We start from the raw sequence: 23374 nt of genomic DNA on the forward strand, positions 1-23374 counted from the left end.
CTACGGTTGTGGGATACAAACGGCAAGTTGCTCCACACCCTCAACGGTCATACAGGTTCTGTCATGGCGCTGGCGTTCAGTCCCGATGGCAAGTATATTGTCAGTGGCAGTGATGACAACACGCTACGGTTGTGGCTTGGTACTCATTGGCAAGATTTGCTGAAAGTGGGGTGCGATAGGTTATACGAGCATCCCATCCTTGTGCAAGCCAAAACTGAGGAAGCGAAAACCGCAGCACAAACCTGTCTAGACTATGCTAACTGGAGCAATACCGAAAAAGCTCAATTTCTGGTTAAGCAAGGTCAAGCCATAGCACAATTGGATGGAGATATCAAGAGTGCTAATGCTAAATTTAATCAAGCCCGAAAGCTAGATCCAAGTGTAGCTATGCCCACTGAAGCAGAATTAAAACAATTAACTGTTCCCAGTGTTACTAAGGGAGAAAAGCTGGAATAGGCAATGGAGTCTCGCAACTAGTGCATTTTGTTAATGATCGCCTTCAGTAGCGATCGCACTTCAGTTTATCTTCAACTCGCTGTCATTACATTGAGAATTACAGAGGAATGCCCATAGAAGATTAGGCACAATAAGCTCTTGATTTGAGTGCGATCGCAATCCTTAGTAAGCTTTCTGCCGTTTTTTCATACTTCTAAAAGGCGTATGACATTTGTTACATTTTCCCTGTTCCCACAACGCCGGGATAGCAAAACGTTCTTTGCAAAAGGGACATTCTGAAAGCAAACGCAACTTGTGGCGATCGCACCCCACCATTGATTGAAACTGCCACTCTAGGCGGTGATATGATTTCTCAGCATAACAAGCCGCACATAAACGAATTGGCTCAAGCTTCATCTTTTCGCCTTTTGGCGGCAGCATTTGAACTATTTTGTCTGCGTCCAAACCTATTAGTTTTGCGATCGCCTCTAATTCCTTTTGACTGGGAAGCGGATTCAATCGAAATTTCTCCCACCTTGCTAATACTGGGCCAATTCCTGCGGCTTTACTTAAACTCCCAGGAGACGAGACGCAAACTGCTTCGTGTCGCCTAAATCGTCCAAAATAGTGACTAATACTCTCCCCTTCGTTGGGTTCTACATACCAAGGCGGACGTTGAACCGCTTCTGGCTCCATAACTTACATCTCAATGCTTAAACGGCTTGAACTCAAAGTAAATATGCCATTTTAGCCTTTCCTCTTAAATTTAACTTTTGGTTCCTTGCGTCTACCAAATTTTCTAGTCAGATTAGCTTGACTCAATTCAAAGGATGGCTCATCTAGTTTCAGGATTGCAATTTTACGAAGTAAATCATACAAAGGCTCAATCAGCCCTCCAGATTTTAGTTTCAAATAAGAAATCACACTATCCATTTGTGCAAGATTTAATCGACCATCTTCAGGAATGAATTTTTGCTCCCAATCATCCACAACTTCAATAATATCTTCTTCAGTTAAATTGGGAAACTCGTATGGCTCTAAAAATGAGTCATGAACGCGCACGTATGGAAGACTTTTTCGTTCGAGAATATTATCGCTTAAATAGTAAGTCCCAACCAAGATAATAGCTATTCGCCATTTCGTAAAAATATCAATTAGTTCGTTAAATCCTTCCAAAGTTAGGTAGTCGGCATTACCAATTATGAGTATTTTGACACCATAGCTTTTAAGAGTTCCCCATGCCCGCGATCGTAAATCTCGCAGCGCTCCAACATTAGTAAGCGGATGACCGACTTCTTCTAGAATAGAGTAATACAAATCTGTTGGGCCACCATGCTGATCAATTTCGGCATAAATAACAGTCGCCGGAATTTCTAACAATGTCCCTCGCCTTTTTACATATTGCATCCTATAGAGTTGGCAAGCTTTTAGCAAACCAGAACCTGTAGCAGATGTAACGTAACCACAGAGTTTTGCATCACGCTGGTCATCAAGCCAGTCAAATAATTCTGTATCGCGGTCTAATGGTAAGTAAGTGTCAGCTTTACCAATTCGCTCAACCTCAGCCTGTATTTCTGGTGAGCGACGCAGTTCATCAGCAGACTGTAAACTAGCATCAAACTGCTTCTGAAGTTTTGGTTCTACATGGGCTAAGTTAGTCTCTGACATTTTACTTACCAGTTATCTTTCACAAATTGGTTTCAATTTTGTACCCCTACTCTCGGTCGTCTAGCCTTAGCGGTGCGATTGGTTTCAGGTGTATCCTGTTTGTCTATAGAATTTACAAGTTTTTGTGAGGCAATATCAGGTGCAGATGTAAAATTTTCTTGTGATATCGTTGTTTCCTCCAGTATTGCATTTTCAGGAAACATTTCAACAATTTTCGATTTATTAGACTTTTGTTCCTGTTTTGCTTGAGCTTTTCTTTGCCGTTTTCTCCGACTTTTACGTTCTTGTTCCACGTCCTCAAATATATTTAGTCGTTCATTCAAAATTGAAGAATTATCAACTTCCTTAGCTTCCACCCGAAGCTTCTTCTTAATCCAATTTAATTCCCCAAGAGAAAGCCGCTCTTTTTCTAGATCCCTAGCTTTGACAACACCAATAAACTCTCCTGGTTGATCGTCAAGAGGACGGGTATAAGCAAGCAGAGTTACAATATTGCGCTGGTCATATCTTAAGGAAATTTTCTGACCTTCATACCTTACTAAAGAATCTCCCTGATATACCAAACCTCCAAAGTTGACAGAACCATATTTCTCGACATTCCGATAAGCAACTTTCATTAAGCAGATGTCTAGTTCACGCTCGTCGAAAACTTCTGGCTCACTCAAGAGCATTGATTTCCAGCGTTTAATACGTTTTTGGTTTTTTACCTTTGGATAATCATGCTGATTGTAGTGGTCTACAAAATATCTCACTAATATTCTTTCTAGCTTATCAAGCGTTAAACATGCAGTTCTCTCTGCCTCTTTAGGGCGTTCCTCAATACTCGATCCGGTATATCCTCCATATAAAGACAAAACTTCCTTATTAATCTTGTCAAATATAGTCTCAATTAAACCGCCTGCCGATGGAAAAGCACGTAGCCGACGTTGGAAACCTAACTGTAGCGAAATTTGCTTCAAATGTGCAGACTTAAATTCCTTGGCGCGGTCTGTAACTAAATATTCTGGAACACCCAGAATATCCCATTTTTCTTGCAGTTTGTACTCTGGTTCGTAATGCTTTGGCAACATTGAATGACGAAAGGCTAGTGCAACTTCATGTGACCCAGCAGGCTCATATCCCAAATAAAACCCAACCACACATCCAGAATAGCTATCCATCACTAATGTTATGTAAGGGCGACCAATAATTTCTTTGTCTTCATCATCAATCAACAAAATATCTAACTTGGTATGGTCAACCTGCCAAATCTGGTTGCTATGGGTAATTTCTAAAATTCCTTCAGTTGTCTGAATAATTTGTCCTTCGGTTGGTGAACCGGGATGGCGAACTATTCTGCTTTCTTGATCAATATTAAAGTTTATAACTTTATAGACGGTGACATGAGAGGGAAACTTTCCCTCTATTAAATCCTTTAGTACCTCTGGGTATTGTTTGAATTTTTCAGCATCAGCATACTTTTTAGAGCGTAGTTCTTCTCCCTTAGATGCCAAAGCTATCAAGTATCCGTGAATTTGATTATGATTTACCCGCGAACCCTCTTTTTGACCCCATTCATACTTTTCAACTATAAATTGAAACCATTGTTTGCTAATACGAAACTGTCCTTTATCCTGACGACCGACTGCAAGGGTAGCAACTCCGTCTTTTTGAACTCTCTCAACCATTCGTTTTATAGTTCGGATGCTTTTGCCAAGTGTTTTAGCTGCCTCTGCGATCGCCTCTCTGCGAGCATTTTTATCGGGTGCTTGCACAATGGCATCAATGACATCGACTTTTTGCTGAAACTCTGGCGAATCATCATTAAACAGTAGATAAGGCTTTCCCTCTATCTGCTCTCCACCCTGCTCCGTAACAAGAATTTCCTCATGATCGGAGAGATTAGCGCCTTCGCTCAAAGACCGCTTAGACATACACTTGACCTGTCTTCCAAGAAAAATGACATCATTTACTTTAAAAATTTATCAAAAAAATGACATCATTTACTTTAAAAGTGGCTAGAGTATAATAAAAGTATAAATATAGGTCAAAGACTTGTTTGGTAAGGCTTTGAGCTTGTTATACAGATATCGTAAAAATGGACATTAATTCTTTAAAAGTGACAATAATTATTTAATGGACATAAACCTTTGAAAATAATTGCCTACTCTTACACCGATCCGCTATTAGAATCTTCTCCCGATCGAGCCGATTGGGGATGGGAGGTGGATCGAGTTTATGAAGATTTGGGCAAGCCAGACTCTTCTTTGCGATCGCAATTACAACTATTATTCAAAGATTGCCAAACTGAACCAGCAGATTATCTCCTGATTCGTCGGTTGGAAGAATTAGGAGATACTGTAGAGGAAATTAGCGATCGCCTCAATCAACTCGAAGTCATGGGAATCGCAGTAATCGCCACTGAACAACCCTACACTTCCGAAAATTACCCTCTGGGCGCTGACTTGCTGAATTTGCTACACGCAATCCAACGTCAGCAACGTAGCCGCCGCATCCGCCAAGGACACGCCCGTAATCGTCTTGAGGTTGCACCGCCACCCGGCAAAGTTCCCTACGGCTATCGCAGAGGTAAGGGAAAATATACCATTGACCGCAGTGCTTCACCAGTTGTCAAAGATTTTTTTGAACACTTTTTACTTTATGGTTCCCTGCGGGGTTCAGTGCGTTACTTGGCGAAAAAATACGGCAAGAAAATCTCTGTAACCACAGGAAGACGCTGGCTGACTAATCCAGTTTATCGCGGCAATACAGCTTACCAAAATGGTGAAATTATCTCCAATACCCATATTCCGATAATTTCTAAGGAAGAAGCAGCCCAAGTTGACCGACTTTTGCGCCGTAACAGCCGTTTACCATCCCGAACTGCTAGCGCACCGCGTTCTCTGGCTGGGTTGGTTGTCTGCGCTGAGTGTCAGTCGCATCTGACAGTTACCCGTGTTACCCAACGCAACCAAGATAAAGAGTATCTTTATTTACGTTCTACTAGCTGCCCCCAAAGCCCCAAGTGTAAGGCTATTCCCTACCAAGAGGTGTTGGAACATACCATTGAAACCGTTTGCCGTGATTTACCTCTGGCGGTAGCAGGAATGAATTTTCCCCAGTTGGATGCATTCAAGAATAGTTTAGGACAAGCGATCGCTCGTCAGCAAGAAATACTTGCTCAGTTACCCGCTTTAATTGAAACTGGAATTTTAGATGCCGAAACAGCAAAGTTAAGGGCTTACAAACTTCGCACAGAAATTTCTGCACTCGAAGCAAAGTTGGCAATTCTCCCTCCAGTTAACTTGCGTTCTGTTGCTCAAGCTGTTTCTATACCACAATTTTGGTTAGATTTATCGGAAACAGAACGAAGATTTTACTTTCGAGAATTTATTAGACAAATTGAGATTATTTGTCAGAATAAAGAATTAAAACTCCAAGTTATTTTTATTTTTTGATTTAAATGAAACACTATTTTTGAGACGGTTGATCCTTAGTATACGCAACAGGTTTTGGCCCTGCATTTCGCACATTGATAACTTTATTCAGGATATCAAACCAAAAAGGCGCACCCATAGCAATAGCAAAACCACTCACTATCCAACCACAAATTAATTTAAAAACCTGTGAAATTCTGATGTAAATTCTATTCGATTTTGTCGTATCTAATACTTCAAACTGTTGATTAATATTTTGCCATCCAATCGGTATAGAAGAATTTCCTAATAGTTTCTCAATATTCCTTCTGTCTACTTCATTATTGATATAATCGATTCTTTGACTTGCACTTTGAGTAATAGTAGAGCGGATAATCGAATCCTCCGATAGTCTTTTAACCAAGTGAAATGTATCAGTATTAGTTAAAAAGGCGACTAATATTCCAATTAAAATAGCAACTCCTTTGGCATTTCGCTTATAAACACCGCTTGCTCGATCCATCGAGCGATCGAACCATGTTTCTACTTCATTTTTAAATTGATTTACTTCCTCTGTGAGATCGCCAATCTTTATCCTGCTACGTTGAGCAATTACACTAAGGCTCTTAATTAAATTATTAGGAACTTCATCAGGTAATTCATTATTAACAAAATCTATAAATTTCTGGTCAATCTCTCCATAAATTTCTTGAATTTTTGTGTAACTTGCACTATTTGGATTATTAATACCTTTTTTAAGTTCTTTATAAGAAGTTAATATCATCTGTAAGTTGGTTTTTGTTTCTTCATTAGGATGTTTAACGTAATTAATTAGCTGAGGAATTTTTAAGGCATCTAATAAAGTAATTGCAAATGTTTCAGAAGGTAGATAGGAAGGGCCGCTTTGTTTTTCTAGCACTATTTTATCAGGCTTTTTAGTAATTTCCTGGAAATGCTTTTCTAATTTACCCTTAGCTTGTTGATTCAAAGTATTAATCAAAGGATCGTTATAAAGTTTCTGTACTAGATGGATTGCATTAATAATATCTGATTTTTCACTTTCACTACCACCTGATAAAAGTAATTCAATTGAAGTTCTTAAATGTTTAACTCTCCATTGTAATAATGTGGCAATTAGTTCTTGGATTTCCGAGGCTAGCAAGCTCAAAATTAAGTAAATAAAAACTAAGCCAAGAGTAATATCTACAACTACAGGTAAATTCATTGACACTCTCCAATAACTTTTAGCTATTAACTGTTATCAAAATCTCTTAAAAAATTGTATATCATAGATTTCAAGATTCAATCCTTGCTTAATCAAAATTAAAAAACTAAAATTAGTTTGTTTAGAGAGTTTTATAAAAAATATTCTTATTAATTGATTATTGAAGAAATAATTATATTTTTCCTGGAATTAATATTCAAAAATCATATATAAAAATTTTTTAAGTATTCAGTAGACCATTTTATTTTTATAGCAATCAGTTACAAACTTTATGAAATTAACCAGATAAAATTTAAACTAAGCGTCACCTTCAAAATAACATACAAGCTTATTTACGGACTATCAAACAGGTAATAAATAATTTATTGCTTGTATTATTTTTATCATTTATTAGTTTAAAATGTTACTTAAATAACCAATATATTTTTTTGAAAAATAGCGCTAATTATAAAAAACTGAGTTAATCTTGGAAACTAGCAATTGTTAAGAACATACGTTGTTACTGGGTGGCAACATGGGAGATTCGCTAGATGTCTCTATGTAATCAAACCAGCAAGTAAAATGATTACCAGAGAATATGCAAGAAGGAAGCTTTATTTGGAGTCATCTGGAAAGACAGCATCGCACGGTTGGCAAATGGATTGATTGGGTATGGCTAATAGTATTGCTGTTGGCAGCAGTATTACTATTTAGCATCAATCTGGGAGGGTTGCCGCTGCGAGATTGGGATGAAGGTACTGTGGCACAGGTTGCTCGTGAAATTTGGCACGCCCCAGCAGGCTCAATGCCTTGGCTTTACCCAACGTTAGGAGGCGAACCATATCATGACAAGCCGCCTTTGATGCATTTGCTAATAGCTTGGGCTTATTCTCTAGGAGGCGAAAATGAGTTGACAACCCGCCTACCTGGAGCAATTTTAACAGCAACATCTGTACCTTTACTGTATTGCATTGCTCGAGAGATATTTCGCCAACGTTGGGCTGCTATTTATAGCGCCTTGATTTACCTAACAATGCTACCTGTGGTGCGTCATGGGCGGCTGGCAATGTTGGATGGGGCGATGGTAAGTTTTTTGATGGTGATGATGTTGTGCGTGTTGCGATCGCGCCGAGATTTACGTTATTGTCTTGGTGTTGGCATTAGCTTTGGGTTTATTTGTTTAACTCAAGGACTGCTAGGCGTATTACTCGGTGCGATCGCAATTGTATTTCTATTTTGGGATACGCCACGACTGCTCACTTGTTATTATCTCTGGATCGCAATCTTAATTGGCATTCTACCTGTAGCTGGTTGGTATGGTGCGCAACTAATTCACTATGGTTATACTTTCGCCCAAATTGGTATTGCTAACCCATCACTAGACCGAATTGGCTCAGTTGTAGAAGGTAATTCTGAACCACCTTGGTACTATGTAATTGAACTTCTCAAATACACATGGCCGTGGTTATTATTTCTACCACAAACTGTCCGCTTAACCTGGGAAAATCGCAATCTTAGCTGGGCAAAACTAGTAATGGCGTGGAGTGGGGTTTATCTACTGGTAATTTCCTTCATGATTACCAAAGTTCCCTGGTATCTATTCCCGATTTACCCTAGTTTAGCTTTAGCTTTTGGTATCCAATTATCAGATACGGAAAATTCGCCTTTACTCTCATCTTATCCCCGTGCTTGGGTTGCTGGTTTGGCAATACTTGCTGTAGCTGCTTCTGCTGGTAGTATTTATTTCAGTTCGGGTACAACCCCAAAAACAGACTTACAACTGATTTTTGCCGCCGTAGCTTTAACTATGTCCTTAGCAGCTATTTTGGCAGAACGAGGTGACGGACAATTTCTGAAGATTTTGTTTTGGGGAAGTTATATTTCGCTGCTGCTGTTAATGAAATCTAACTACTGGGTTTGGGAATTATCACAAGCCTATCCAGTTAAACCAGTCGCCGCCATGATTGTGCGGGCAAATCCAGCGACGAGGAAGATTTACACGTCTTTTCCTTACCATCGTCCTTCGTTGGATTATTATAGCGATCGCACCATCATTCCCGCTTCTGTTGGTGAACTAGAATATTATTGGCACTACAACGGCCAACCCTACTTCCTGCTTAATGTATCTGATTTCAACAATCTTGAACTAGAGTCGATGAAGCTAATTGACCAAGCTGAAGGTTGGAAATTAGTCACAAAAGATATCAATAGATTGTAAGTATGGGGCATGGAGAAGAGACAAGGTAGACGAAGAAGAGGCGGGAGACAAGGGAGAAACTTGTTCAATAATTCCCCCTTGTCCCCTTGTCCCCTTGTCTCCCCTGCTCCCTGCTCCCCTGCTTGTCCCCTGCTCAGGAAAAAATCAGATCGTTGCCCAAAAGGTAATGATAATTTTATAGCGATCGCGTTCTTCCAAAAAGTGTAAAAAACCTGCGATTTACTTTGAAGAAATGATAAACTGCGTAATTTTGCGGTTTTGGTGGCGAGATTGATTTCTCTATGCTTGAAATATTTATTACGAAATATTTCATTCATTAAATTTAGCAATTAGGTGTTTCTAGTGCCGCAAAATCTTTCATCGTTACCAGAACCAGTCAGAAGGATTGAGACAGAAGCAAATCAACCATTTTCAGAAGCGTGGGCAAAGAAGTATTTGCGAAATTTAGCTGAACAGGACAATCGCATCGAAGTTCTCAAGGTCAGTGAAATTGCAAATGAAGTTGCAAAAACGTTAACGCAGGCACTGCGAACCACAAGTCTGCAAGCGTGGGGAAAAACAGAAGCGCTTTTGTCTCAAGAGGTGATTCGGCATCAAATTGACCCTGAATTAATCGATCCGTGGGAAGTTGCAAAGGATACCCACCAGATTTATCAAACTGCCCTCTCAGCCTATGCTGAACAGATTTCCCCAGCAAAGTTTTCTACATGGATTGCTAGGGATTTGGGAAAAATTCGACAGAAGTACACAGCAGACGATCCTAGAGTAATTGGGTTCATTAGTATGCAGTTTCACTACAGCGGACAAATACTACTGAACTTGACACCACCAGTGCAGCAAGCATCGCTGAGGGATTACTTCAAAGTGATTGACGATCATCTTTATATGCCGCTCCAGCGTGCTTACCAGGCAGCAGCAGAATATGCTTACGACGCGCCACCATTACAAGCTGTCCAGCAGCTTTTACCCTTGTGCAGCGAGATTGCGACCAAGATTGCAGAACGGGTGATGCAGATGTATCCCAACTATCAATGCCACACAGGTTGTTTAAGTGATACTAACATTAACATTTCCAGTGTCCGTGATATAGAGATGTTCCAGGTATATCTATGGGTCTGTATTTTGGAGAACAACATTAGTGCCATACAACAAGAGCTATTTCCCCTGTGTGTGATGTTATATCCTCGATTAAAGGTGCGCTGGGAATTGGTGCGGCAATTAATTTACTTGCTCGGTACTGAAATCCGCTCTCGTTTGGAACCAGAACAGGCTGCTTATTTTTTCGCTTACTATGAGTCGTTGCAAGCAATGTTTTCACCCCAAGTTTTGCCGGACAGTAAATCTTAAATGCTGTAGTGTCCCGATTTTCTAAGAAATTTTGATAATTTATAGATCCGATTGATACGATTAATGAAATCGATCGAATATTCAAATTCCTGTACTATGATTTCATAAAGAACAGTTAAAAACTCAAATTATCTAATTCCTGCCATAAAACTTTACAAGTATTTTAATAATTATAAAAATTGATTCCCGATCGCAATTTTGGCTATAAATTTTCTTTTCTATAGCCAAAATTTCATTAGATGTCTGGTGGGCGATCGCTCTTGAAGCGGACATAATAAAAAACCGCGTCCTATTTGGGGCAAGAAGACACGGTTCAATCGAAATATTTAGTTATAATATTACAAAAATCAAAGTAGAATTTGATTTATACCAAAGTAATCGATTTACTGGGATTTGTTTCCTGGTTCATTAACTTTCTCTGTTGTGGGAAGAATTTGGCGATCGTAACTTGTCTTTTCTTGGGTCAGAGCGATCGCACCAAAGAAAATCGCACTACCTACAGCCAAGGCTACCATCGGACGCTTGAGTAGGATAAAATCTCTGAGAATCCTCGCTAAAGGTCGGCTTTGGCGACGTAGCGATGAAGACATCATCAATTGTCTCCAAGTAAACGGATCGCGGACATAATGACCACTTTGGCAAACTACTAGCCTTTCCTGGCAATAGGGACAGCAAAACAAACCCATGCGTGTTTTAACTGGTTTTGGCGTGGCATTTCTTTGGCAAATTGGGCAAGTAACATAATGATTATCAAAAGTGTGTATATTCATTTACCTCATCCGCCTAGTCCATTTACTCGCTCTATAACAATAGCTATATTGAATTGGGGTCAATGTCCGATCTGACATCAGGCATTAATCATACATACATTCTATTACTACCAAGGATGCCTCAATAGTCGCAACACGAGTATAGCTAGATTTAAACAAGGATGACTCATGGTTCATGTTTACGGATGTGTCCACCCAGTCGAAAAAACTTTGTTGTCTCTAGAAAAAATAGTGTTGGCGCTCGCTCGCACCCCATTAGCCACAGCTACGCCCAATTTAGGCATTGCTGACCCCTAAGTAATAATTGTCTCTCATTTAACCATTCTCCCCACACAAATTTTGCACAATGACATTTTTAGCTAAAGCTTTGTAAGTTAAGCAAATAAAGTCTACTTGTCCGGTTGCTAAATAATGGCTCACAATGATAAGTAACAGATAAAAATTTAAATTTTTTCTTACATTTACCCCGCCTCTCAATGACTCTCTTGCCTCCCACTCAACTGAGGAAGGTAACGGAACAACCTGCCTTTCCTACACCTTCCGCTCGTTTAGCTCACCTAATTAATCGTTTTCAACCATCCCCAGAAACAGTTGTGCTGTTTTTAGCCATGCTCATTGGCGGTGGTACTGGTATGGGTGTAGTCACCTTTCACTATTTAATCCAGTTGGTTCACCAGCTGATGCTGGAAAATTTAATGGGTCAAATTGGCGGCTGGGGTGCATGGACTTTAGCCTGCGTTCCCACCCTTGGCGGATTAATTGTTGGCTTGATGCGTTGGCGCACTCAAGACTTTGGCCCTGGACTTTCATCTCTCATCGCCGCCTCTCAGGGAACAGAGATTAAGCGACCACTAAGACCAGTTAGCAAAATGCTGGCTGCATCTGTTACTTTAGGGAGCGGTGCTTCTTTGGGGCCAGAAGGGCCGAGTGTCGAAATTGGCGCAAATTTTGGGATGTTGTTCTCTGTGATCCTCAATGTATCTCAGGAACGACAACGTTTGCTGTTGGGTGCTGGCGCGGCGGCGGGACTGGCGGCGGGATTTAATGCTCCTATAGCTGGAGTATTTTTTGCTCTAGAGGTGGTGATGGGAGCGACATCTTTCGCTACTTCTGCTGTCAGTGTGGTGCTTTTAGCTGCGGTGGTAGCAGCATTAATTGCCCAAATCGGTTTGGGGGCCCAACCTGCTTTTGATTTACCTGTTTACCAAGTTCGCAGTCCTTTGGAATTACCTCTTTACCTTGGCTTAGGTTTAGGGGCCAGCCTCGTTTCTCTGGCTTATACTCAATCAATTCGGGGAGCAAAAGCTTGCTTTGCTGGCAAAGTTCCAGGTTTTGATTTTTTGGGACGAATTCCTCAGCCGATTCATCCAATTATTGGCGGTGCAATTATTGGCGCTGTTGCTTTGCAGTTCCCGCAAATTCTGGGTGTTGGTTATGAAACTGTAGAAGCAATGCTTCAAGATGTGGAGTTTCCACTCTACTTATTGGTGGTGTTGTTGGTGGTGAAATTATTGATGACTGCAATTAGTGCAGGTAGTGGTTTCATTGGTGGTTTATTTGCACCAGCAATGTTTTTAGGTGCTTCTTTTGGGTCGGCTTACGCCAAAATGTTGGCTGTAGCATTCCCGACAATTTGCGATCAAATGGCGGCTCCCCCAGCTTACGCAATGGTGGGAATGGCAGCAGTATTAGCTGCTAGTGTGAGAGCGCCGTTAACGGCTATTTTGATGCTGTTTGAATTAACCCGCGACTATCGGATTGTTTTACCGTTGATGGCAGCTGTGGGTTTAAGTGTTTGGCTAGTAGAAAGGATTAAACCAACTTTTAACTCTAACTCTAATCTACAACAAATTGGTCTTTCGGAATTGAAAGATGAACAATCGGAAATTGTGCAGCAAATTTTGGTAGAAGATGCCATGTATCCCTGTCCCAAAAAGTTACCTGCAACTTTGGGAGTATTAGATGCTGCTGTGGAAATGACCCGCGATCGCGTTCGTAGTGCTTTAGTATTCGATCAAGCAGAGCAATTAGTTGGTATACTTTCTTTGGAAGATATTAACCGTGCCCTTGCTATTTGGCAAACATACCCAAATTCTTTAACCGAAATTCCCGATAATTTATCCAGTCAAACCCTCATAGACATTTGTACTACTGAAATTCTCTATGCATGGCAAGATGAACTTTTATCTGAGGCTTTAGACCGGATGAGTCTTCGAGGTTTACATCAATTACCAGTGGTAGCACGAGACAAACCCGATCGCATTTTGGGTTTATTAGAAAAAGAGCAAATTGCCTTAACCTGTAATTTAGCAGTCACGCGCAAGGCACTTCGCCACTATTTACCAGTCTTACCTACTACAGATATAGTCATTAGTCATTAGTCATTGGTCATTGATCATTAGTCATTAATCATTGGTCATTAGTCATTAGTCATTGGTCATTATTTTTCACAAAGGACAAATGACACTTGACTAATGACTGTTTATAGTCATTGTTTTTCACAAAGGACAAAGGACAAATGACAAATGACAACAAAGAATTGACTAATGACCATTTATTAAGCCGTGGCTTCTATGGCTTCATCATCTTCACGATCTTCTGGATCTACTTGTCTCAGACGAATGTGCTTTTTGCCTAAAGTGATCGCAAACTCATCTCCTGGTTTAAGATTCATCTGTTTTGTATAAGCTGAACCTATCAGTAAGTTACCATTCGATTGCACACTAATTCTATAGCTAGCACTACGTCCACCACGCCCATTAGCACTGGGTGTACTGTCTAACTGAATGCCTTCAGCATCAATTAGGGCATTTAAGAACTTCATCATATTGACGCGCTCTATACCATTTTTGGTAACGGTATAGTAGCCGCACTTCTTAGCTTTGTCTTCTTTGCTCTCGTTCTCTAGCTCTTTGACTTTTTTGAGCAGTTCTTCGCCGAGTAAGGGTTCAATTTTTTTCTGTTTAGGCATCAACTTAGGTCGAAAATGAATGTTTGAAGTGTTTGAATCGATTTTATTTTAGCTGAGGTTGAGCTAACAGGAACATAATCCTTTAGTTTTTATCTCAACCTAGCCAAGTATATTACACTCAGATGCACAATTGTTATGCCATTACCAATATTGGCAAGACAATCTATTTTAGAAAATCCTGGCAATGCTGATAACTATATATCTATATATATAGTTTGTGAATTCCTGCTAGACTATATAAGTTTTAAGTTTTCTAAACTAACCTCAAGAGGTTTTCTATTTCTTAAGGATGAGAACTGAGTCACAGAATGATAAGCAAAACTGATCCTTAGTGATTGGTCAATGGTAATTAGTCATTGGTTATTTAGAAACGACAAACTAAAGAAGTCTCAGAGTCGGAAGCCGACCATCAGAATTTCTTTTCAGGGAGATGCAGTGCCAACAAAGACAAAGGACAAACAACAAAACTTGCCAAAATGAAATTAACTACCAGAGGACACTATAGTGTAAAGGCGTTGCTAGATTTGAGTTTACAGCCAAGATATGGGCCTGCATCTGTAAGAGCGATCGCAAAACGCCAAGATATCCCAGCTCCTTACCTCGAAAAACTACTAATAGAAATGCGTCGTGCATCAATAGTTAAATCAATTCGTGGTAGCATCGGCGGATATCAATTGGCAAGAGAGCCTGCACAAATATCTATAGGAGAAATTTTAGAAGCTGTTGGCGAGACTAGCCATTTACCTCATCACACCCCAGCACCAACACAAGCTGAAGATTGGGTAACGTTTAGCCTTTGGCAGAGACTCAACCAAAAACTCAAAGAAGCTTTATACAGTATTACTCTGGCAGACCTTTATTACGATGCTCGCAGTCGGCAAGCTTCTCTTGGAGAAGAAGCTAGTTTTGTGGTTTAGTCAAGAGTCAATAGTCAAAATATTGACCCTTGACTTTTAACCCAAGACTTGTGACTTATGACTAATAATATCTATATCTTAATAATTGCGGCATTTTTAGATTATTTAATTGGCGATCCTTGGGATTGGCCTCATCCAGTACAAGTTATGGGGTGGGTAATTTCTCGCCTGACCAAGTTTTTTCTCCACTTATGTCAAAATTCTCTAACACAACGCCTAGCTGGAATTGCACTAGCTATTATTTTAATAATTGGTAGCGGTCTTGTAGGCTTTTTGATGATTCAAATTGCCAGATGGGTTCATCCATTCTTAGGAATTGCAATAAATACAATTCTTTTGGCTAGTTGTTTTGCTGGCAAAAGTTTGCGAGTAGCAGCGGAGGCTGTTTTACAACCTTTAACAGTCGGAGATTTAGAGAAGGCTCGGAAGATTTTAAGTAATTACGTTGGTCGAGATACTCAAAACCTCTCACAAGCAGAAATTTACCGAGCCGTTTTAGAAACTGTTGCAGAAAATGCCACCGATGGGGTGATGGCTCCGCTTTTTTATGCAATTATTGGTGTCTTTATACCAATTGTGGGGCCAACTCCCTTAGCTTTAGCATATAAAGCCAGCAGTACCCTTGATTCAATGGTGGGCTATCGGGAAGCGCCCTATACTTATTTAGGATGGTTCTGTGCGCGCTTAGAAGATTATTTGACTTGGCTACCTTGTCGGTTAACAGTCGTGACTCTGGCACTGCTATCGGGTAAACCGATGCATATTTGGCAAATTTGCCGTCGGGATGCAATTAACGATCCTAGTCCCAATTCTGGCTGGAGTGAATGCGCCTATGCGGCATTTTTAGGCGTACAGATGGGGGGTACAAATTGGTATCGGGGGGTAGCTAAGTACAAACCACTGCTAGGAGATGCTCTTTATGCCATTACTGCAACTTCTATTCAGAATGCTTTACAGCTGACTCGATATTGTTATTTGCTATGGTTAGGGGTAGCGATCGCAATATTCTTAATACTCCCAAATAGGTAATGATAAATATAAAGTTAGGAATTAGAGACGCGATTAATCGCGTCTGTACAGGAGTTAAGAATAAAAACTCCTAACTCTTAACTCATCACTCCTAACTTATCACTCGCTATGTCTGCCAAAGTAGTTGAAATTCTCTCATCCGAAGAAATCCGTCGTACCTTAACTCGCCTTGCCTCTCAAATTGTCGAAAGGACGCGTGATTTGTCTCAACTGGTGCTTCTTGGTATTTATACCAGGGGTGCGTTATTAGCCGAATTATTGGCGCGTCAGATTGAGACGCTCGAAGGTGTAGCAGTGTCAGTCGGTGCTTTGGACATTACATTTTATCGAGATGACCTTGACAAAATTGGATTGCGGACTCCAACGAAAAGCGAAATTCCTTTTGATCTTACGGGGAAAACGGTTGTACTCGTGGATGATGTGATTTTCAAAGGACGGACGATTCGCGCGGCTTTGAACGCAGTCAACGATTACGGCAGGCCAGAGGTGATTCGTTTAGCTGTGTTAGTAGACAGAGGCCATCGAGAATTACCAATTCACCCAGATTTTATTGGCAAGAAGTTGCCTACAGCTAAAGAAGAAATTGTCAAAGTTTACTTACAAAATTGTGATGGACGAGATGCAGTAGAGTTGATTGCAGATTAGCCTATGGAGGCAGGGGGCAGGGGGCAGAGGAGCAGGGGAGCAGGGGAGCAGAGGGGCAGAGGGGCAGGGGGCAGGGGGCAGGAAGTACAACTTTTTGTGTCTGATGCATGAATCCTGCATTTTGTCCCTCATGTACTTGAAAAATAATCTCAGTAATCAAACGGACATGAGATTACGGGTAAGGGTAAGGGTAACTGTGAAAAGAAGTCTGTAGAACCTCGTTAAAAAATAAAGATTGTTTGGCTGTGTTGTCAGCAAACTACAACTCCTAATGAGAAAATAAGATATTCCAACCAAGCGATCGCCATAAAATTGTTGACAAACCTGTTAATCAGACCCAATTTTTTTGAATTTAAAGCAAACAAAAGCATTATCGAACATGACCTAGAACATTAGTGCCTTAAAATACTCCTGAAAGCCAGTCCTTGTTTTATAAGTTTTATGTAGAATTTGGTGGTGAGGTTATTTACTTGATTCTCACTTGCAGCAATCCAGGTTTCATTTATGAGTCAGTCTTTTTCTCAAAACCAAGCAAGACGAAATCACCAACAGAGACTCTGGCAACAAAAATGGAGTTTAAAGACTAAAGCAATAGTTTGGGCACTAAGTATCAGCGTCCTTCCTGTAGTTGCAATTGGAACAGCTACTTACAACTATGGCATTAATTTAATTAACACACAAACTCCGCAAGTAAGACTTGAGAGTAGAGAAAGTTCAATAGAAACTGAACTTGCTCTACAAAGACAATTGTCACTCTTGTTAACTGGTATGGGAGTGACAGCAATTTTAGCAGGTGCGATCGCTGTTTTTGTGGCGAATCGAGTTATGAGTCGAGTCAGCAACGTTGCTGCAATCTCTAATAAGATTAAAAAGAGGCTACGTCCAGACAGTGAGTTTACTCAAGTCTTTATCGCTAGCCAAGATGAATTAGTGATGTTAGAGAAAAACATCACCTCATTCACAGACCTGCTTTCGGTTTTGGTAGAGGAGAAAGAAGCCGAAGCCGATTATTCCCAAATATTAATCAAAATTACCCGTTGGGTTCGAGAATCATTCAATGAAGAAGATGTTCTAAAAACTACCTCAGAAGAAATTCGTAAAGCTTTAAGCATCGATCGCGTCACCATCTTTTGCTTCGACTCGAACTATAATGGAACCTTTATCGCCGAATCAGTAGCACCTGGTTTACCGAAAATATTAGGGGTTACAGTCTCCGATCCGGGATTTGAGGCAGGGTATATAAAAAAATACCACAATGGTAGCATCCATGCTATTGATAATATCTATCAAGCCGATCTCAGTGATGCTGATATTGAGTTGCTGGAGCAATTTGCTGTCAAATCTAATTTAGTCGCACCTATTCTCAAAGGCAAACAGCTATTCGGTTTATTGATTGCACATCAATGTTCTAGAATTCGCTTTTGGCAACAATCTGAGATTGATTTGTTCTCTCAGATAGCCATGCAAGTAGGATTTGCCCTTGACTACGCCAAGCTTCTACAACAAGTAGATACCAAAGCAGATAAAGCTCAGGTATTTATCGAAATTACCCGTAACATTCGCCAATCGCTCAACGAAGAGGATGTCCTCAAAACGACGGTCGAAGAGGTTCGCAAAGCTCTGAGTACTGACCGAGTACTGGTTTATAGCTTTGATGCTAATTGGTCTGGAATTATAATTGCCGAATCAGTGGTTCCAGGTTATCCCAAAGTTTTGCGGTCTGAAATCCAAGACATCTGTTTCAGTCAGGGTTATGTAGAAAAGTATCAATCTGGTCGCGTTGTAGCCACAAACAACATTTACCAAGCCGATTTGGCTGATTGCCATATTAACTTACTCGAATCCTTTGCTGTCAAAGCAAATTTGGTCGCTCCTATTCTCAAAGATGAACAGCTATTTGGCTTATTAATTGCACATCAATGCTCCAGACCCCGTGATTGGCAACAATCTGAGATTGATTTATTTGCTCAGATAGCGATGCAAGTCGGGTTTGCTCTCGACCATGCAAGACTCCTGCAACGAATCGAGGCTGAGGGTGTGCAAAGTCAGTTGTTAGCAGATACTATCGGCAGTATTCGCCAATCACTCAACGAAGAGGATGTCCTCAAAACCACTGTGGAAGAGGTTCGCAAAACTCTGAGTACTGACAGAGTCATGGTTTATAGCTTTGATACTAATTGGTCTGGAACAGTGATTGCTGAATCAGTTGTTCTCACCTACCCAAAAGTTTTACGAGCTGAAATCCAAGACCCATGTTTCGGTCAAGGCTATGTAGAAGAGTATCGCTCTGGTCGCGTTCTGGCAATCAACAACATTTATGAAGCCGGTTTGGCTGACTGCCATATTAACTTACTCGAATCCTTTGCTGTCAAAGCAAATCTGGTCGCCCCCATTCTCAAAGATAAAGAGCTATTTGGCTTGTTAATTGCACATCAATGCTCCAAACCCCGCGATTGGCAACAAACTGAGATTGATTTATTTGGTCAGATAGCAATCCAGGTAGGGTTTGCTCTCGACCATGCAAGACTTTTGCAAAGAATTGAAGCAGAAAGGATGCGAAGTCAGTTACTAGTGGATATTATCCGCAGCATTCGCCAATCCCTCAAGGAAGAGGATATCATCAAAACTACTGTGGAAGAGGTTCGCAAAGCACTTAGTACTGACCGAGTGTTGGTTTATAGCTTTTACGCTAATTGGTTCGGAATTATAATTGCTGAATCAGTGGTTCCAGGTTATCCCAAAGTTTTGCGGTCTAAAATTCACGACCCTTGTTTTACTGAAGGTTATGTAGAAAAGTACCAATCTGGTCGCGTTGTCGCAATCAACAACATTTATGAGTCTAGTTTGGCTGATTGTCACATTAAACTGCTCGAATCTTTTGGTGTGAAAGCAAATTTAGTAGCACCAATTATTAAAGATGAGCAGCTATTTGGCTTGTTAATTGCACATCAGTGTTCTGAACCCCGCGATTGGCAACAATCTGAGATTGATTTATTTGCCCAGATAGCGATGCAAGTAGGATTTACTCTCGATCATGCTAGGCTCCTACAAGCGTATCAAACTGCTGAAGCTAACTGTGAGGAATAGTAGGGGCGCGCAGCTAGCTGTGCGCCCTTAATTGATACATGTATTTTTACGTTACGCTTAGTGTAACTTTTGACGAAGCTGCGAGGGCGATCGCTAATGGTAAAATTCGATGTTCCTGAATTTGAATCCTGGCGTGGAGTGTTTCTGCTGTATCATCCGGCAGTACTGGTACTGCGGCTTGCATTAATATTGGGCCGCTATCCATTTCTAAGCAAGCTATATGCACTGTACAACCAGTAATTTTTACCCCAGATGCCAAGGCTTGTTCTACAGCATGAATTCCTTTGAAACTAGGTAACAAACTAGGATGGATATTGATAATCTTCTCAGGAAAGGCATCAATGAAAACTGACGTTAATAGTCGCATCCACCCTGCCAAAATCACCCATTCTACATCGTAGTGCCGCAATGTCTGCACAATCTTTTCGTCAAACTCTTCTCGGTTTTGATAGTTGCGATGATTTAATAAGACAGTTTCTACACCTCTATGAGCTGCTCTGACGGCTGCTTTCGCCGACGGGTTATTGTAAATTAAAACTTGAATTTGGGCATTTAGCCGCCCATCTTCGATAGCTTGGGCAACTACATCAAAATTGCTGCCATTCCCAGAAGCCATAATTCCCAATTTTAAAGGGGCGAATTGTTGGCAATCATTGCTAATGTTGGGAGAAATTAAGCTCAGGGTAGAATCAAGGCAAAGAGTCATAACAGCTAGAAAGGTTAATTATAGATGCCAAAAATATATACTAAGTCGTGGTTGGATAATGATACAGTAGCCGCGTGGATTTTTCTCGCACCAGCATTAATTTTGCTGGGTGTTTTTATCATTTGGCCGATTGCCTATTTGTTCTACCTCAGTTTCACTGCTGGTAGTTTCACTTTAAAAGGTATTTATTGGATAGGCTTAAAAAACTATTGGCGCTTGCTGCTCGACCCCGACTTCTTGCAAGTGGTGGGTAACACTTTTTATTTTACGATCGCCACCATCATTCCCAGTTTAGTTATCTCCTTGGGGTTAGCAGTACTATTAAACCGTTCCATTCCCTTGCGGGGCATCCTGCGGAGTGCCTATTTTCTGCCTTCAATTATCTCACTTGTGGCAGCAGGTTTGGGGTTTCGCTGGCTGTTTCAGACATCAGGCCCAGTTAACGGACTTTTAGATTTTTTTGGCATTTCAGAAATATCCTGGCTAGGAGACACATTTTGGGCAATGCCAGTAATTATTTTAATGAGTATTTGGAAACAACTGGGTTTCAATATGGTAGTTTTTTTAGCAGGGTTGCAAGCAATTCCTCCCAGTCGTTATGAAGCAGCAGACTTAGATGGAGCAAATGCTTGGCAACAATTTTGGTATATTACTCTGCCCGGATTGCGCCCGACTGTGATATTTGCAGTCATTACTACCGCAATTTTTACATTGCGGAGTTTTGAGCAAGTTTTTGTGATGACTGGCGGTGGGCCACTAAATTCAACTAATCTGCTGGTTTACTACATTTACCAAGAGGCTTTTGGTCAATTTGATTTTGGTTATGCAGCAGCAGGAGCGACTGTATTATTAGCAGTGACGCTGGTACTAGTTTATTTGCAACTGCAAACTTGGGGAGAGGAGTAGAGGAGGCAGGGGGCAGGGGGCAGGGGGCAGAAGGCAGGAGGAGGAGCAGGGGGCAGGGGGCAGGGGGCAGAAGGCAGGAGGAGCAGGGAGGATTTTGGAAGTTGCTAAGATAATACCGCAAATGTGCAATGCCAAAAAATTTAGTGTATTGAATTAGAAACAGCTAGAGTTTTTACTTTTTATATAAGCTGCGATATTCCCAAGGATTTATAAATTTAGTATCGCTCCAAATGCCGAGCCGTTGCTCCTTAGCCTTAGCTTCGGCTTGTTGAACTAAATCTTTACTAGGACACTTGTTTAAATAAGGGCGATAGACTTTTGCTAAACCTTCTTGCAACAATACCTGTTGCACAAAAGTACCATTTTTTAAACGGACTTCGGCAATTTTGCGTCCATAGCGATCGCTATCGGTGATATTCAAAGTCACGCGCGAGCCTCCTTGTTGCACCAGTTGTTGCACCCGTTCTTGGGCTTTCACACCCCAAGTAAATTGATTGCGATCGCTAGTACGTTTACTCTGCTTTTCTTTATTAGTATGAGCTATTTCTGGCGCATCTACACAAGCAAAGCGGACTGTCAGATTTTTGCCATCAGCATCTTTCACTACTAAAGTATCGCCATCACTGACTCGCTCCACCGGTTCTCCAGAATTCCCGATAAAGCGATCGCAGCCGAACAAACCCAAAATTATGATAGTTGCGCAAAGCCAAAATCGCACTGCTTTAGTTAATTTCTCCATCCAAAGTTACCAAATTATCTCTGTGGGATGATACTAGCAAAATGAAAAGATATATTTGTTAACTGTTGAGATACTCCCACAGGCAATTCAAAATTCAAAATTCAAAATGATAAGACCCTCTGGCGGCAACGGAATAGAAAATGCGGATTAGTATAAGAATTGTAACCTTCCAATTGTCAGCGGGAATTTCTGATGAACTTCTTGACTCACGTTCTGCATCTAGCTGGTACAGGTGTCTTTGCCTATTACTCTGCTGCTCAAATTCGTGATTCTAAAACCCGTCCCAACATCCTTGCCGGGTTTCAGTTGGCCGAATCTGGCTCTGTGCCATTTTTATCTGCACTTAGCGATCGCGCAGCTGCTGAAGGCGATACATGGCTAGCCGAAAAACTAGCAAAACATGCATCAGATGAAACTAAGCATGGTCAAATTTTTGCCCACGCCTTACAACAGCTGAATAAACAAGTTATAGATTTCAAACGTCAACCCCAAACTACATCTACAAAAAAATCACAACAGCGTAGTCCCTTTTTCGCAGCATTCTATGAAGGCTACACTCAAGAACAGCTAAAACCAGCTGTAATTGACTGGGATGTGTTTATGGCTAGCACATACATTCTGGAGTTAGATGCTAGCAAAGACTTTGCGCGAATGGCGAAAGTATTACCTGATAACGAGCCAACCGCTCGTAATTTGAAGTTAGGAATGCTAAGTATTGCCCAAGACGAAACTGGACATGCTGCTTATCTTTACGAAGCGATGATGCGCCGGATGTCTGCAACTGAAGTGCAAAACCTCGTAGATATGTGGCGAACTCGCAAGGTAAACGCCTTGTTGGCAATGGTTGGCGGTATCCTTCAGCGTAACGGCGAAACGCGATCGCTAGTCCAAGATAGTGCGCCGTCGGAAATCGATTCTGAGTTAGTAGCTACGTAATTATAGATATTTTGAGTATCTAATCATGAACTACCCTTAACTCAAAAAGCGTGGAGAGATTACCTTGTCTGGAAGACTCTACTTGATTGGATAGCTATAGGACTCATATTTGATTGCGTGAAAAAAACTCAGTACACCTTTATTCCTTCTTCCCAGTCCCCAGTCCCCATTACCCCTTATCCCCAGAGGGGGCCCCACCATCCCCAGTCCCTAGTCCCTACGATTAATTCAGAAATCAAATCGGATTGCTATAGTTATCTAATTACAAAATAAGCGATGCCTACGGCGGTAAACTACGCACTTTGATGATTACTGTTACAGTAATCATCAAACATCTGCCTCCAGTTGACTGTGAAAGATAGCAAGTATCTACTGTATTGTCATATTCCCGCAGCTGCTAC

General features: G+C 40.9%; 20 protein-coding genes. 12 read left to right on the forward strand and 8 right to left on the reverse strand.

Features of this window, described 5'->3' with window-relative positions; genetic code table 11:
- On the forward strand, positions 1-456 hold a 456-nt coding region (locus RMZ42_RS20520), incomplete at its 5' end, for a WD40 repeat domain-containing protein (RefSeq protein ID WP_322673135.1).
- Positions 457-618: 162 nt separating this feature from the next.
- Here RMZ42_RS20520 and RMZ42_RS20525 read toward each other — a convergent pair.
- From RMZ42_RS20525 to RMZ42_RS20535, 3 genes are read right to left on the reverse strand one after another with little or no spacing between them, the layout of a single operon-like run.
- The gene (locus RMZ42_RS20525) at positions 619-1131 is read right to left on the reverse strand and encodes a TniQ family protein (protein WP_322673136.1); all 513 of its coding nucleotides are present in this window, start codon (positions 1129-1131) and stop codon (positions 619-621) included.
- A gap of 51 nt (positions 1132-1182) precedes the next feature.
- Entirely contained in the window at positions 1183-2103 is a 921-nt protein-coding gene (locus RMZ42_RS20530; protein ID WP_322673137.1) for an ATP-binding protein, read from the reverse strand.
- Positions 2104-2135: 32 nt separating this feature from the next.
- Positions 2136-4016: a transposase family protein gene (locus RMZ42_RS20535; protein WP_322673138.1), complete on the reverse strand. Its 1881-nt coding sequence runs from the start codon at positions 4014-4016 to the stop codon at positions 2136-2138.
- A 216-nt stretch (positions 4017-4232) separates the two neighbouring features.
- Here RMZ42_RS20535 and RMZ42_RS20540 point away from each other — a divergent pair, with 216 nt between their 5' ends.
- Positions 4233-5540 (forward strand): recombinase family protein, encoded by a 1308-nt coding sequence (locus tag RMZ42_RS20540; RefSeq protein WP_322673139.1) that lies wholly within the window; start codon positions 4233-4235, stop codon positions 5538-5540.
- A gap of 13 nt (positions 5541-5553) precedes the next feature.
- Here RMZ42_RS20540 and RMZ42_RS20545 read toward each other — a convergent pair whose 3' ends face one another.
- On the reverse strand, positions 5554-6723 hold the full coding sequence (locus RMZ42_RS20545) for a hypothetical protein (protein ID WP_322673140.1): 1170 nt from the start codon (positions 6721-6723) through the stop codon (positions 5554-5556).
- A gap of 577 nt (positions 6724-7300) precedes the next feature.
- Between RMZ42_RS20545 and RMZ42_RS20550 the strand changes: the two genes are divergently transcribed.
- The gene (locus RMZ42_RS20550) at positions 7301-8920 is read left to right on the forward strand and encodes a glycosyltransferase family 39 protein (RefSeq protein WP_322673141.1); all 1620 of its coding nucleotides are present in this window, start codon (positions 7301-7303) and stop codon (positions 8918-8920) included.
- A gap of 342 nt (positions 8921-9262) precedes the next feature.
- Positions 9263-10267 (forward strand): hypothetical protein, encoded by a 1005-nt coding sequence (locus RMZ42_RS20555; RefSeq protein WP_322673142.1) that lies wholly within the window; start codon positions 9263-9265, stop codon positions 10265-10267.
- Positions 10268-10650: 383 nt separating this feature from the next.
- Here the strand turns inward: RMZ42_RS20555 and RMZ42_RS20560 are convergent, their stop codons facing one another.
- Entirely contained in the window at positions 10651-11037 is a 387-nt protein-coding gene (locus RMZ42_RS20560) for a hypothetical protein (protein WP_322673143.1), read from the reverse strand.
- Between the two features lie 168 nt (positions 11038-11205).
- Here RMZ42_RS20560 and RMZ42_RS20565 point away from each other — a divergent pair, with 168 nt between their 5' ends.
- Both RMZ42_RS20565 and RMZ42_RS20570 read left to right on the forward strand, forming a co-directional pair.
- A complete protein-coding gene (locus tag RMZ42_RS20565) occupies positions 11206-11334 on the forward strand; it encodes a hypothetical protein (RefSeq protein ID WP_322673144.1) in 129 nt (42 codons plus the stop codon).
- 179 nt (positions 11335-11513) lie between these two features.
- On the forward strand, positions 11514-13418 hold the full coding sequence (locus tag RMZ42_RS20570) for a chloride channel protein (RefSeq protein ID WP_322673145.1): 1905 nt from the start codon (positions 11514-11516) through the stop codon (positions 13416-13418).
- Between the two features lie 176 nt (positions 13419-13594).
- Here the strand turns inward: RMZ42_RS20570 and RMZ42_RS20575 are convergent, their stop codons facing one another.
- Positions 13595-14008, reverse strand: a complete 414-nt coding sequence (locus tag RMZ42_RS20575) for an AbrB family transcriptional regulator (RefSeq protein WP_322673146.1) — start codon at positions 14006-14008, stop codon at positions 13595-13597.
- Positions 14009-14484: 476 nt separating this feature from the next.
- On the opposite strand from RMZ42_RS20575, the gene RMZ42_RS20580 reads away from it, so the two are divergent.
- From RMZ42_RS20580 to RMZ42_RS20595, 4 genes are all read left to right on the forward strand, one after another.
- Positions 14485-14925: an Rrf2 family transcriptional regulator gene (locus RMZ42_RS20580; protein WP_289798377.1), complete on the forward strand. Its 441-nt coding sequence runs from the start codon at positions 14485-14487 to the stop codon at positions 14923-14925.
- A 57-nt stretch (positions 14926-14982) separates the two neighbouring features.
- A complete protein-coding gene (gene cbiB / locus RMZ42_RS20585; protein ID WP_322673147.1) occupies positions 14983-15954 on the forward strand; it encodes an adenosylcobinamide-phosphate synthase CbiB in 972 nt (323 codons plus the stop codon).
- Between the two features lie 108 nt (positions 15955-16062).
- Positions 16063-16599, forward strand: coding sequence for a bifunctional pyr operon transcriptional regulator/uracil phosphoribosyltransferase PyrR (gene pyrR / locus RMZ42_RS20590; RefSeq protein WP_094353001.1), 537 nt, complete (start codon positions 16063-16065; stop codon positions 16597-16599).
- Positions 16600-17103: 504 nt separating this feature from the next.
- Positions 17104-19686 (forward strand): GAF domain-containing protein, encoded by a 2583-nt coding sequence (locus RMZ42_RS20595; RefSeq protein ID WP_322673148.1) that lies wholly within the window; start codon positions 17104-17106, stop codon positions 19684-19686.
- 46 nt (positions 19687-19732) lie between these two features.
- Here the strand turns inward: RMZ42_RS20595 and purN are convergent, their stop codons facing one another.
- On the reverse strand, positions 19733-20392 hold the full coding sequence (gene purN / locus RMZ42_RS20600) for a phosphoribosylglycinamide formyltransferase (protein WP_322673149.1): 660 nt from the start codon (positions 20390-20392) through the stop codon (positions 19733-19735).
- A 24-nt stretch (positions 20393-20416) separates the two neighbouring features.
- On the opposite strand from purN, the gene RMZ42_RS20605 reads away from it, so the two are divergent.
- Positions 20417-21298, forward strand: coding sequence for a sugar ABC transporter permease (locus RMZ42_RS20605; protein WP_322673150.1), 882 nt, complete (start codon positions 20417-20419; stop codon positions 21296-21298).
- A gap of 172 nt (positions 21299-21470) precedes the next feature.
- Here the strand turns inward: RMZ42_RS20605 and RMZ42_RS20610 are convergent, their stop codons facing one another.
- Positions 21471-22037, reverse strand: a complete 567-nt coding sequence (locus RMZ42_RS20610) for a thermonuclease family protein (RefSeq protein ID WP_322673151.1) — start codon at positions 22035-22037, stop codon at positions 21471-21473.
- A gap of 192 nt (positions 22038-22229) precedes the next feature.
- Here RMZ42_RS20610 and RMZ42_RS20615 point away from each other — a divergent pair, with 192 nt between their 5' ends.
- A complete protein-coding gene (locus RMZ42_RS20615; protein WP_322673152.1) occupies positions 22230-22973 on the forward strand; it encodes a ferritin-like domain-containing protein in 744 nt (247 codons plus the stop codon).
- The last annotated feature ends 401 nt before the right edge of the window (positions 22974-23374 follow it).

It is taken from the genome of Nostoc sp. DedQUE05, from assembly GCF_034530955.1.
Lineage (GTDB): Bacteria > Cyanobacteriota > Cyanobacteriia > Cyanobacteriales > Nostocaceae > Nostoc.